Source organism: Bradyrhizobium sp. 149, assembly GCF_023073915.1.
Taxonomy (GTDB): Bacteria; Pseudomonadota; Alphaproteobacteria; order Rhizobiales; family Xanthobacteraceae; genus Bradyrhizobium.
In genome coordinates this window covers 35,826-48,189 of sequence record NZ_JADPKK010000019.1, presented here as the reverse complement: position 1 = coordinate 48,189, position 12,364 = coordinate 35,826, and the positions used below count along the sequence as shown (strand labels likewise).

General features: G+C 64.5%; 9 protein-coding genes and 1 pseudogene. 3 read left to right on the top strand and 7 right to left on the bottom strand.

Going from position 1 to position 12,364, the window contains the following annotated elements; all coding sequences use genetic code 11:
- Window positions 1–28: 28 nt before the first annotated feature.
- The 3 genes from IVA88_RS11735 to IVA88_RS11725 are packed head-to-tail and all read right to left on the bottom strand — an operon-like array spanning window position 29 to window position 3,064.
- Window positions 29–1,060 (bottom strand): L-idonate 5-dehydrogenase, encoded by a 1,032-nt coding sequence (locus IVA88_RS11735; protein WP_247497445.1) that lies wholly within the window; start codon window positions 1,058–1,060, stop codon window positions 29–31.
- Between the two features lie 24 nt (window positions 1,061–1,084).
- The gene (locus tag IVA88_RS11730; RefSeq protein WP_247497444.1) at window positions 1,085–1,852 is read right to left on the bottom strand and encodes an SDR family oxidoreductase; all 768 of its coding nucleotides are present in this window, start codon (window positions 1,850–1,852) and stop codon (window positions 1,085–1,087) included.
- Window positions 1,853–1,864: 12 nt separating this feature from the next.
- The gene (locus IVA88_RS11725) at window positions 1,865–3,064 is read right to left on the bottom strand and encodes a mandelate racemase/muconate lactonizing enzyme family protein (protein ID WP_247498003.1); all 1,200 of its coding nucleotides are present in this window, start codon (window positions 3,062–3,064) and stop codon (window positions 1,865–1,867) included.
- Between the two features lie 180 nt (window positions 3,065–3,244).
- On the opposite strand from IVA88_RS11725, the gene IVA88_RS11720 reads away from it, so the two are divergent.
- Both IVA88_RS11720 and IVA88_RS11715 read left to right on the top strand, forming a co-directional pair.
- Window positions 3,245–4,009 carry a GntR family transcriptional regulator gene (locus IVA88_RS11720; RefSeq protein ID WP_247497443.1) on the top strand — a complete coding sequence of 255 codons (765 nt, stop codon included), beginning with the start codon at window positions 3,245–3,247 and terminating at the stop codon, window positions 4,007–4,009.
- A 24-nt stretch (window positions 4,010–4,033) separates the two neighbouring features.
- Window positions 4,034–5,398: an MFS transporter gene (locus IVA88_RS11715; protein WP_247497442.1), complete on the top strand. Its 1,365-nt coding sequence runs from the start codon at window positions 4,034–4,036 to the stop codon at window positions 5,396–5,398.
- Between the two features lie 9 nt (window positions 5,399–5,407).
- Here the strand turns inward: IVA88_RS11715 and IVA88_RS11710 are convergent, their stop codons facing one another.
- From IVA88_RS11710 to IVA88_RS11695, 4 genes and pseudogenes are all read right to left on the bottom strand, one after another.
- Window positions 5,408–6,658: an arsenic transporter gene (locus IVA88_RS11710; protein ID WP_247497441.1), complete on the bottom strand. Its 1,251-nt coding sequence runs from the start codon at window positions 6,656–6,658 to the stop codon at window positions 5,408–5,410.
- Window positions 6,659–6,682: 24 nt separating this feature from the next.
- Window positions 6,683–7,977, bottom strand: a pseudogene (locus IVA88_RS11705) (MFS transporter).
- 80 nt (window positions 7,978–8,057) lie between these two features.
- Window positions 8,058–8,498, bottom strand: a complete 441-nt coding sequence (locus IVA88_RS11700) for an EamA family transporter (protein ID WP_247497440.1) — start codon at window positions 8,496–8,498, stop codon at window positions 8,058–8,060.
- Window positions 8,499–8,508: 10 nt separating this feature from the next.
- Window positions 8,509–10,986 carry a PAS domain S-box protein gene (locus IVA88_RS11695; protein ID WP_247497439.1) on the bottom strand — a complete coding sequence of 826 codons (2,478 nt, stop codon included), beginning with the start codon at window positions 10,984–10,986 and terminating at the stop codon, window positions 8,509–8,511.
- Between the two features lie 215 nt (window positions 10,987–11,201).
- On the opposite strand from IVA88_RS11695, the gene IVA88_RS11690 reads away from it, so the two are divergent.
- On the top strand, window positions 11,202–12,296 hold the full coding sequence (locus tag IVA88_RS11690; RefSeq protein WP_247497438.1) for a putative zinc-binding peptidase: 1,095 nt from the start codon (window positions 11,202–11,204) through the stop codon (window positions 12,294–12,296).
- The last annotated feature ends 68 nt before the right edge of the window (window positions 12,297–12,364 follow it).

Genomic DNA, 12,364 nt, shown 5'->3' with positions numbered 1-12,364 from the left:
GCGGTCTTCGCTAAGAACGTGACCTGGCTCAGAACGTCAGTTGCACCTTCATCGACTGCGAGCGGTCACTGGCGAGCTCGAACGCTGCGACCGCGTTCTCGAACGGCATGGTCGCCGTGATCAGCGGCTTTACGTCGATCAGGCCTTCGCCCATCAGCCGCACGGCCAGCTCGAACTCGGGATCGAAGCGGAAGGTCCCGCGCAGCTGCAATTCCTTGGCGACGATGGAGTTGATCGGCAGCGTCATCTCGCCGCCGAGGCCGAGCTGCACCAGCGTGGCACCGGGCCTGAGCACGTCGAGCGCAGTGCGCAATGCGGCCTGGTTGCCCGAGGCTTCGAACAGCGTGTCGAACACACCTTTGCCGGTGCGCCAGGGATCGAGCGCCGCGGCGTTGGACGATACATTGATGGCGTGCGTGGCGCCGAGCTTCCTGGCGACCGCAAGCGGCGCCTCCGCGACATCGGTGACCACGATCTCGGCTGCGCCACCGAAGCGCGAGACCAAAATCATCAGCGCGCCGATCGGGCCGCAGCCGGTGATCAGCACGCGCTTGCCGAGCAGGGGCCCGGCCTGCCTGCCGGCGTGCAGGCACACAGCGAGCGGCTCGGCGACCGCGGCTTCCGCCAGCGACAGCTTGTCCGCGATCGGAACGGCCTGCGTCGCATCGACCGTGATGAATTCGCGAAAACCGCCCTGCACATGGGGAAAGCGCATCGCGCTGCCGAGGAAGCGCATGTCGAGGCACTGGTTGCGCATGCCTTCCTGGCAATGCAGGCACTGGCCGCACGGCTTGCTCGGATTGACCGCGACGCGGGTGCCGGCCTTTACGCCGGTGACGCCGTCGCCGGCATCAGCGATCACGCCCGCGATCTCGTGCCCCAGTGCCATCGGTTGCTGGATGCGCACGACGCCGAAGCCGCCGTGGTGATAGTAGTGAAGATCGGATCCGCAGATGCCGCCATTGGCGATCTTGACGCGGACCTCGCCCGGACCGGGCGCTGGATCCGGATAGAGGTCGATCCGCAAATCTTTCGGTGCGTGAATGACGACGGCGCGCATGGCGGGCTCACTGGGCGTTTCGGATCACATCGCAGCGATCATGCCGCCATCGACATAGATGATCTGGCCGTTGACATAGGTGGACGCATCGGACGCGAGGAAGATCGCGGCGCCCACCAGCTCGTCCGGTCGGCCCCAGCGCTTGGAGGGAACGCGGCCCATCAGCCAATTGTTGAAGTCGATGTTGTTGACCAGCGCCTCGTTCATGTCGGTCAGCATGTAACCGGGGCCGATCGCGTTGGCCTGGATGCCATGCTGGGCCCATTCCACCGCCATCGAGCGGGTCAGGTTCTTGATGCCGCCCTTGGCGGCGGTGTAGGGCGCTATCGTCGGACGCGCGAGCTCGCTGCCGAGCGAGCCGATATTGATGATCTTGCCGTGCTTGCGCGGGATCATGCGCTTGGCCGCCTCGCGGCCGATCACGAAGGCGCTGGTGAGATTGGTCTCGATCACCTTGCGCCACTCGTCGGTGGTGAACTCCACCAGCGGCTTGCGGTGCTGGATGCCGGCATTGTTGACGACGATGTCGACGGCGATGCCCTTCTTGTCGAGATTCTCGAAGGCGGCGAGTATCGCGGGCTCGTCGGTGACGTTGAACGCGGCGCCTTCGGCCTGATGACCGGCGGCGCGAAATTCGGCGACGGCCTGCTCGACGCGGTTGGGATCGACGCCGTTGACGATGATCCTGGCGCCGGCCTTGGCCATGCCCTCGGCGATGGCGCGACCGAGGCCGCGGGAGGAGCCGGTCACCAGCGCGGTGCGGCCGGAAAGGTCGAAGAGGGCGGTGCTCATCTCAAATGATCCTCAGACGTTGGAACGGCGCACGGTCAGATCGGAGCGGTCGAATACGGCGGGCAGAAGGTCGACGCCGAGGCCGGGGCCTTCCATTGGATAGACAAAACCATCCTTGATCGTGGGCATGGTGGTGACGAGCTCATTGTACCAGCCCTTGTAGAAAGCGCGCACCGATTCCTGAATCAGCGTGTTGGGCTGGCTGAACGACATGTGGATGGCGGCGATGAAGCCGATCGGGCCGATGCAGTCGTGCGGTGCGAAGGGCCGGTGATAGGTCTCGGCCATCGCCGCGATCTTGCGACCCTCGGTGAGGCCGCCGGTCCAGCACAGATCCGCCATCACCACATGCATGGCGTCGCGGTCGAGCATGTCCTTGTAAGGGAAGCGCGAGCCCAGCGTCTCGCTGGCGCAGACCCAGACGTCGGTGCAGCGGGCGTATTCGGCCAGTGCCTGCGGCGAGTTCATCCGGATGGGGTCTTCGTACCAGGTCGGCTTGTAGGGCTCGAGCGCGCGCGCGATCTGTTTTGCGGTCGGCAGGTTCCAGAGCGAATGAAGCTCGACCATGATCTCCATCTTGTCGCCGACTGCTTTTCGGATCTTCTCGAACGGCTCGATCGCCTGCTTCATCTGCGCGGCGCTGATGTAGAGACCCTTGTTCTCCTGCGCCGCCGGATCGAACGGCCAGATCTTCATGGCGGAGATGCCGCTCTCCAGCAGATTTTCTGCGAGCGCGTCGGCGCGGTGCATGAAACCGTCGAGATCCTCGTAAGGACTTTTGGAGGCACCGAGATTCCAGTTGGCGACCGGGCTGATATTGGTCGAGCGGACATATTGGGTGCCGGCGCAGGTGTTGTAGATGCGCTGCTTGTCACGGCAGAGGCCGCCGAGCATCTGGTGCACCGGCTGATTGCAGACCTTGCCGAACAGGTCCCACAGCGCGATGTCGATCGCCGAAGCCGCGCGATATTCGACGCCGGTGGACGACTGCGCCATCGGCAGGTTCAGCATGTCGCGGTGGATCGCCTCGATGTGCAGCGGATTGCGGCCGAGCAGGCGGCCGGCAAAGGTGTCGTGGATCTGCGCCTCGACTGCACCGGCGCCGTAGAAGGTCTCGCCGAGACCGATCATGCCGGTGTCGGTGTGGACGCGCACCCAGATGACGTTGGAGAATTCTTCGGTGCGCAGCGTCTCGATCGACGTGATCTTCACAGCCATGGTCCTCCCGTCGCAGGCGCGCGCCGCGCCGTCTTGTTGTCATTGCGCACCGCAACATGGTGCGGGCAAGCGCGAGTCTTACGCCCGCTTGTAATATATCACAACATGTTTTAAGGATATCACCAACAAGGCGCCGCCCTGCAACGGCGGCGCAGGCTAAGGGGAGAGGACAACATGGCAAGGCGCAAGCGCGCGCTCGAGGTGGTGAGGAACGACGACGGCGACGGCAAGCCCTCGCGGCGCAACCGCCTCAACTTCTTCGAGCTGGCCTATCAGAGGATCGAAGAGCTCCTCGTCCATTGCGAGCTCAAGCCCGGCCAGTTCATGACGATGCTGGAATTGCAGCACATCACCGGCTTCGGCCGCACGCCGGTGCATCACGCCGTCAATCGTCTCTCCGCCGATACGTTGATCATCATCCGCCCGCGCCACGGCCTGCACATTGCGCCGATCGATCTGGCGCGCGAGCGCATGCTGCTCGGCCTGCGCCGCGACATCGAGCGCTTCGTGATCCGGCTTGCGGCTGATCGTGCCAGCCTCTCGCATCGCAATCAGGCGCTGCATATCGACAGGCTGTTGCGCGAGCGCCGCGCCAGCCTGACCCTCGACGAGTTCAACAGTATCGACCGTCGCATCGACGCGCTGGTCCTGGACGCGGCCGGCGAGCCGTTTCTGGTGCATACGCTGCGGCCTCTGCACACGCTCTACCGCCGCATCGGCTACATCCACCATCGCTTCATGCCGGGGCAGGGGGAGCTGTCAGGAACAATCGATCATCATCTCGCTATTCTCAATGCGGTTGCCAATCGCCGGGTCGAAGACGCGGTGAAGGCGAGCGATGCGCTGATCGACTACATGGGTGAGATGTTCACGGGCATGGAGGCCGGGATCGACCCGCGGCTGCTCGATTGCAGCATCGAGCCGCTGCTCGGCACGTAAGAGAGTTTGAAAAGAGGACCAGACATGTCAACGATGGCGATGCCACAACCGACCGCGAGCGAAGCCGCGGTCCGCTACCTCATCACGAACTACAGTCCCAAGGGCAACAAGGTCGGTTGGCTGATGATGGCCTCGATCCTGGTCGAAGCCTGGGATCTCTATTCGATCGCCTTCGTGCTGATCTTCATCAAGGAGCAATACAATCCCGATCCGCTGATGCTCGGCCTCGCCGCGGCCGGCACGCAGGGCGGCGCCCTGATCGGCGCGCTGCTCGGTGGCTGGCTCTCCGACAAGATCGGCCGCCGCGTCATGTTCCTGGTGACGATGGTATTGTTCATCGTGCTCGCATTGGCGCAGGCCTTCGTGCCCAATGTTTTCTGGCTCGTCGTGATCCGCTTCCTGCTCGGCATTCCGCTCGGTTCGGATATCTCGACCGGCTACACCTACATCATGGAATCCATGGCCAAGGGTGAGCGCGAAGTGATGGGCAACCGCTGGCAGTTCATGTTCGCGGTTGGTGAAGTCCTCACCATCGGCGTCATCGTGATCTTCCTGCTGATCGACATGCAGCACGAGATGCTGTGGCGCGTGACGCTCGGCCTCGGCGCGCTGCCGGCGCTGATCATCCTGGTGATGCGCCACGACGTGCCGGAGACGGCGGTGTGGCTGGTTCAGAAGGGGCGCTACCGCGAGGCCAAGCAGGTCGCGCGCGAGATGTTCAACGACGATCTCGCCATGCTGCCGGACCATGACGTGGAGATGCCCAAGGTTTCGACCCGCGCCTTCCTCGCCGACCTCAAGAAGGACCCGATCCGCTGGCGCGCCACGGTCTACGGCTGGATCGCCTGCTTCGCGCAGGCCAGCGAATTCTCGACCTTCGCGTTCTACCTGCCGGTGCTCTTTGTCATGGTCGGCGTGTCGAGCGTGCTCGGCATCAATCTGGTGACGATGGCGCTATTTTCCTTCGCCGCCGTGTCGGGCTGGGTCGGTCCGCTGCTGACGCCGAAGATCGGTCACCGCGGCATCTCGATCGCGGGCTTCTCGATCGTGCTGGTCTCGCTGCTGGTCGCCGCTTTCGCGCTCTACACCGACAACAAGATCCTGCTGCCGTTCGCGGCTGCCGCGATGCTGTGGGGCCATTATTGGGACGCCTCGAACTGCATGACGATCCCGACCATGGTGGCCAGGCCGAAATATCGCGGCACCGCCAGCGGCTTCGCCTATATGTTCGTGAAGCTGCCGTCGTTCCTGGCGATCTTCCTGTTCCCGACGCTGTTCGCTGCGATCGGGCAGGCGAATGCCACGCTGTACGTCGCGATCTTCCCGCTGATCGGATTGCTCGCCGCGATCTTCATCCTGCCGGAAGTCTACGGCTACGAGAACGACTGACGACGCGCGTTACCTGATCGCGGCGGCCAACGCCGCGATCAGGGCCGGCGGCGTCACCAACAGCCCGAGCTTGAGGAAGGGCCAGGCGCCGACCTCGATCTTCTCCCGCCGCAACGCCACCAGCCACAGGATGGTGGCGAGCGAACCGGTCACCGACAGATTGGGCCCGAGATCGACGCCGATCAGGATGGCGCTGACGACCGCCGCGGGCAAATGATCGCTGGCGGCGACCGAGCCTGCGACGAGGCCGACGGGCAGATTGTTGGCGATGTTGTCTGCGATCGCGGTGGCGATGCCGACGCTCCAGGCCGCCTGCGTCACGGATTGCCCTACAGCTTCATGCAGCAGCGCGCTGAGCTGCCCGATCACGCCGGTCTTGATCAGCGCTTCCACCATAACGAACAACCCGCCGACCAGCGGCAGCACGCTCCAGGAGACGCCGCGCAGCACGGGTAGCGGCGATTGCCAGCTGAGCAGCAGCACGATCGCCGCTGTCACCACACCGCAGACGAAAGTCGGCAGGCCCAATTGCTTGTCCAGCGCGGAGGCCGTGACCAGCACGACGCCGATCGCCACGATGCCGATTGCCGTCAGCTTACCGCCGCGGCCGAGCTTTGGATGCGGCACGCGGCGCGCGATCGTCTCTTCCTTCAGGGCGCGGTGCTGGGTCAGGCGCAGCACGATGTAGGTCAAAAGGATCGAGGCCGCCGAGGGCAGGGCGAACAGGCGCAGCCATTGGGTCAGCTCAGGCATGCGCGCCCCGAACACGACGAGATTGGCCGGGTTGGAGATCGGCAGCACGAAGCTCGCGGCGTTGGCGATGAAGGCACAGACGAAGAGATAAGGCAGCGGCTTGGCGCCGGCCGCCCGCGTCGCGGCATAGACGGCCGGCGTCAGCACGATCGCGGTGGCGTCGTTCGAGAGCAGAACGGTGACGAGTGTGCCGACGATGTAGATCAGCAGGAACAGCCGTTGCGGCGAGCCGCCGGCATATTCCACGGCGAGCGCCGCGAGGTAATCAAACAAGCCTTCGAGGCGGGCGAGCTCGGCGATCAGCATCATGCCGATCAGGAAGAGGTAGACATCGATGCCCTTTCCGATGCCCGTCAACGCATCCTGCCACGGCAGCAAGCCGAGTAACACGAGCGCGCCAGCGCCGATCACGGCCCAGATCGCCTCGGGCAGCCGGAAGGGTCGGATGATGACGCCTGCGGTCGCGGCTACGATGATGCTCCAGGCCCAGATGGCGTCAGACGGCACGTTTAGTCCTCGAAATGGCAAGGCTCATTCGGCAGCGATAGCGGAAGCCGATGCCGCTGTCTTCCCCCGCGGCCGCGGACCGCCATCTGCGATTTGCCGCGTCTCGGGCAGGGCGACAAGACAGGCAACTGCGCCAATCGCTGCGACTGCGCCAAGCGTGAGGAACGCCGCGCTGTAGCCCGCGCGGATCACGACGAAGCCAGCCAGTGTCGTCGACAGCGCCGCCCCAATGCTCTGGGCGGTGATGACGATGCCTTGCGCCACGTTGAAGCGGCCGGTGTTGCGCATGAGGTCGGCAACGATGACGGGAAAGATCGCGCCAAAAATGCCGGCGCCGACCCCATCAAGAAGCTGCACCCCAACCAGCCAGTACGGATCGTCGGAGAACGTATAGAGGGCGCCCCGAAGCGGCAGGATCAGGAGCGCGGCGAGGAAGAAGCGCTTGTGGCCCCAACGGTCGGCCTTTGCGCCGACCAGCATTGCGAACGGTACCATCACCAATTGCGCCGCAACGATACAGGCCGACATCAAGCTGGTGCCCATGTTCTCGTCTTGCAAGGCGAGCTTTTGCCCGACAAGAGGTAGCATCGCGGCATTGGAGAGATGGAAGAGCAGGACACAGATTGCGAACACGAGCAGGGGACGACAGGTAAGGAGCACGCTGAGGCCCGAGAGATGGTCTCGTTGGTCGCCCGGATGGGCATCGTGCAACCCGCGGGCAAGATCGTGATCGATGGCGCGGGCGGAAATCGCAAGGATGCTGACGAGGCTCGCGATCGCCATGGCGCCGAAAATGTAGAACACGACGGCTGCGCCGAACCAATAGGCGGAGAGACCTGCGAGCCCGGCTGCGGCCGCATTGCCGGCGTGATTGAATGTCTCGTTGCGGCCGATCCGCCGGGTGAAAGCGGCATGGCCAAAGATCCGAGCGAGACGGCAGCAATCGCCGGCGGAAACACCACGGCGGCGGCCTGCGCCATGCCTTGCGAGATTGCGACCGGCAGGAAGCTCGGAAAAAGCGGTAGCGACAACGAGGCGAACGTCACAATGGTGGCGGCGACGACCATCACCAGCCGCTTGGACCGGGTTGCATCGACCAGCGCCCCCGCCGGCGTCTGCGCCACGATGCCGGCGATCGTCGCGATCGACATGAAAAGGCCGATCCTGGCCTCGTCCCAATGCTGCTCGGTGAGGAGATAGACGGCGAGATAGGGGCCGAGCCCGTCGCGGACGTCGGCGAGGAAAAAATTCGCCGCATCCAGCGCGCGCCCTGCACGCTTTGCCTGATCGGCATCTTGATGGGGCTTTTGACTCGACATCGCGCTCTCGATCGAGGCTCAAAATCGCCCCGCCAGCAACCCTCGTGATGCCGGTCTGGTTCCGCGGATCGGAAGGCTCCTCAAAACTTGACCGCCAGCAGCACCGCGCCGGCGCCGATCATGGCGATGCCGAGCCAGCCCTGTGCGGTCGGACGCTCGCCGAGAAAGGCGAACGCGAACAGGGCAACGAGCACGACGCTGAGCTTGTCGATCGGCGCCACCAGCGTCGCGGGGCCGAGCTTCAGCGCGCGAAAATAACACAGCCAGGACGCACCGGTCGCAAGCCCTGACAGCACCAGAAACAGCCAGGTCTTCGACGAGACCGCCGAGGGCACGGCAAACTGCCCGCTGAAGAACAGCAGCACCGAGAAGGCGAGCAGCACCACGATGGTGCGGATGAACGTCGCCAGATCCGGATTGATGTTCTCGACGCCGACCTTGGCGAAGATCGCAGTCAGCGCCGCAAAGCAGGCGGAGAGCAGTGCCCAAATCTGCCAGGCCGAGAGGAGGGCGGGTTTCACGAGATTTCTCTCACCGCGTCACCGACAGTTTTGCCGTGATCGCCTTACGCAAAATGCGCGAAAGCGATTCCACCGAATACGGCTTCTGAATCAGCTCGAAACCGCGATCGGCGTTCTCGGCGAGCACGTTGCTGTAACCGGAGGTGAGCACGACGGGCAGGCCCGGATAACGTTCGCGGATGATGCCGGCGAGGTCCACGCCGTTCATGCCGGGCATGATGACGTCGGAGAAGACGAGGTCGACGGCGAACTCGTTCTCGCCGAGGATGGCCAGCGCCGCATTGGCGTTGGCGGCGCGGCGGACGACATAGCCGAGGTCTTCCAGCAGCTCCGTGGAGAAGCGGCCGACCTCGTCATCGTCTTCCACCACGAGCACGCGATAACCGCGCCCGGTGGCCGTGGCCTCATGGGTCAGCGCCGCCGCTTCCTGGTCCGTGGCGGGGCTTTGCGCTCGCGGCAGATAGATGGTGAAGGTCGCGCCTTCACCATGCGTGCTCGTCACGGCGATGTCGCCCTCGGACTGCTTTGCGAAGCCGAAGGCCTGGCTCAGGCCGAGGCCGGTGCCCTTGCCGACCTCCTTGGTGGTGAAGAACGGCTCGAAGATGGCCTCGATGTTTTCGGGCGCGATGCCGCTGCCGGTGTCGGCGACCGAGATCGAGACATAGTCGCCGCCGCGCGCCGATTGCGCGCGCAGGGTAGGGATGCCCTGAACTTTTCGGACCGCGATGGTGAGGCGGCCTTCGCCGTCCATGGCGTCGCGGGCGTTGATCGCGAGGTTGATCAGCGCGGTCTCGAATTGCGCGATATCGGCGACCGTGAAGCAGTTGGCATCATGAACCTCCACCGCGATCTCGATGCGGCCACCGACCAGCGGCCTGATCAGTTGCGCAACGCCCTCGACCTGGCTGCCGACGTTGAAGATCTGCGGTTTCAGCGGCTGCCGGCGCGCAAACGCCAGCAGCTGTGCTGTCAGCTTGGAGGCACGCTCGACGGTATCGGAAATGGCGTCGACATAACGGCGGCGGCGCTCCTCCGGCAGCTCGCGGCGGCGCAGGAAATCGGTGGCCGAGCGGATGATGGTGAGCAGATTGTTGAAGTCGTGCGCGACGCCGCCGGTGAGCTGGCCGATCGCCTCCATCTTCTGCGACTGCCGCAGCGCTTCCTCGCCGCGGCGGCGCTCCGTGACGTCCACCGCCTCGGGCACCGCGCCCGTGATGTTGCCGTGGCGGTCGAGCACCGGGCGCATGCCGAACTCGAAATCGCGCTCGCCGACGGGAAGGCGCAGGCGCATCTCCAGCCGCACAGCTTCGCCTTTGAGCACGGTGTCGAAGGCCTCGCGCACCAGCGTGCTCATGCCCTCCGTTGCGCTGAACCAGGGTGTCTGCCACAACGGCTTTCCGATCACGTCCGCAGAGCTCGCCTTGATGCCGTCCAGTGCGGTCTTGTTGGCGTAAAGCAGCTCGCCCCTGAGATTGACGAGGCCTTGATACTGGTTGCTGGTCGCCAGGATCGCGCGCAGCCGCGCCTCGTTGGATTCGAGCTCGGCGGTGCGCTCGACGATGCGTTCTTCCAGCGTCTCGTTGAGCTGCCGGAGCTCGATCTCGGCCTGCTTGGCCACGGTGATGTCATGGGCAACGCCGATGAAGCCGATGTGCCTGCCGGTCGGGTCCCAACGCGGCTGCGATTCCGAACGCAGCCAGCGCCATTCGCCGGCGGCGTTCTTGTAGCGCGCTTCCAGCACGAACGGCTTGAGCGATGCTTCGCCCTGGACGGACTGCTGCAGCACATGCGGCAGGTCGTCCGGATGCAGCACCTTGCGCCAGTCGAAGGCAATCGCCTGGTCGTAGGGCAGGCCGACGAAATCGACATAGGCCTGGTTGGCGAAGGACCGTGTGCGGTCGAGTTTGGTGACCCAGATCGGTACCGGCGCGCTGTCGGCGATCAGCCGGAAGCGCTCCTCGCTCTCGCGCAGGGTCTCGCGCACCAGCATCTGGTCGGTGACGTCGATATGGGCGCCGACGAGGCGGAGGGCGCGGCCGTCATCGTCGCGCTCGATCTTGGCGACGACGCGGATCCAGCGGATCTCGCCGTCGCTGGGGCGGATGATGCGGTATTCGGCGGTGTAGTCCTCGCTGCTGCCGGACAGCGCATCGAAGAAGTGCCTCACCGTGGCGTCCCGGTCGTCCGGATGAATGCGATTGATCCAGTCCTCGTGCGACTCGCCGGCGGCTTCCGGCGGCAGGCCGTGGAGCAGCAGATATTCCGGCGAACGGCGGTTCTTGAAGCCTTCGCGGAAGTCGACTTCGAGACCGCCGACCTTGCCGATGCGCTGGATGCGCGCAAGCTCGGCTTCGCGCTCCTGGAGCGCACGATAGGCGTTGTCGCGCTCGCGCGCGACGTCTTCCAGGTGCTGGCGCAGCCTTTCTGCGGCGATGGTCTCGGGCAAAGGATCGGTCAAGGCGTCGGCCGTTGTGATGCGAGAGCGCACGTGCCCGACCGATATTCACACAGACGAAGCGTGATGGCCATTGTTCAAAAAGGGAATTGGAAGGAAAGACGTCGCCGAATGCAGCGACGGGCATGAACGAACGCAGGGTCTGGCTATTTGTTCCGAACCTTGGAACGATGAGCCCTCCGCGCGCGTATCTGCGGGGAGCACAACTTTCATTCACAAAAAACTCCCTTTTCCGAAGAGGCTAGAACTTGAAGCTCTTTGTCTGCCAGGCCTGCCGCAACGTTCTCTATTTCGAGAACCGCGCCTGCGAACGCTGCGGCCATCGCGTCGCGTTCCTGCCGGAGAAGGAGACGATGTCGGCGATCGAGCCCGACGGAGAGGCTCAAGGTGGAGCTTGGAGGACGCTGGCCACCAAAGGCGAAAGCCGCATGCTGTGCAGCAATGCCGAACACGACTCCTGCAACTGGCTGACGGACGCAGGTGATACCACCGGCTATTGCCGCGCCTGCCGCCACAACGGCATCGTGCCGGATCTGTCGGATCAGGCGCAACTCGCCGGCTGGCGCGAGCTGGAGGTGGCGAAGCACCGGCTGTTCTATTCCTTGATCCGCTGGAAGCTGCCGCTCCAGACCCGGCAGGACAATCCCGAACACGGCCTGATCTTCAATTTCCTCGCTGACGATCCGCAGAGCGGGCAGAAGGTCCTGACCGGTCACGACAACGGCCTGATTACGATCGCGCTGACGGAGACCGACGACATCGAGCGCGAGCGGCGCAGGCTGGAGATGGGTGAGCCCTACCGGACGCTGCTTGGGCATTTCCGCCACGAGGTCGGGCACTATTTCTGGGATGTGCTGGTGCGCGACGGTGGCAAGCTGGATGAATGCCGCGCCGTGTTCGGCGACGATTCCGTCGATTACGGCCAGGCATTGCAGCGCCATTATGCCGAAGGCGCCCCGCCGGACTGGCAGCAGAACTACGTCTCGGCCTACGCGACCATGCATCCCTGGGAGGATTTCGCCGAAACTTGGGCGCACTATCTCCACATCGTCGACACCCTGGAGATGGCCTCGGAATTCGGCATGGAGGTGCGTCCCAAGGTCGACCGCGACGGGGAGTTGACGACGCGCATCCGCTTCAACCCTTACGAGGCGAGGGACGTCGAAGCGATCGTCAGCGCATGGCTGCCCTTCACCTTCGCCATGAACAGCGTCAACCGCGCCATGGGGATGCGCGACCTCTATCCGTTCATCCTCTCGCCGGCCGTCGTCGGCAAGCTCGGCTTCATTCACGGGCTCGTCCGGGACGTGGCCAAGGACAAAGCCAAGGCCGGGACGCCGTAGGCCGTCGGGGGCTGCCGGGCCCATTTCGGTCTTGCGCTGGTACGCCAGAGGGGCCGGATTTTGACCGT

Bases quoted from the DNA above. Each gene is read 5' to 3' on its own strand.
- IVA88_RS11735 (WP_247497445.1), bottom strand. From the start codon at position 1,060: ATGCGCGCCGTCGTCATTCACGCACCGAAAGATTTGCGGATCGACCTC.
- IVA88_RS11715 (WP_247497442.1), top strand. From the start codon at position 4,034: ATGTCAACGATGGCGATGCCACAACCGACCGCGAGCGAAGCCGCGGTC.
- IVA88_RS11720 (WP_247497443.1), top strand. From the start codon at position 3,245: ATGGCAAGGCGCAAGCGCGCGCTCGAGGTGGTGAGGAACGACGACGGC.
- IVA88_RS11730 (WP_247497444.1), bottom strand. From the start codon at position 1,852: ATGAGCACCGCCCTCTTCGACCTTTCCGGCCGCACCGCGCTGGTGACC.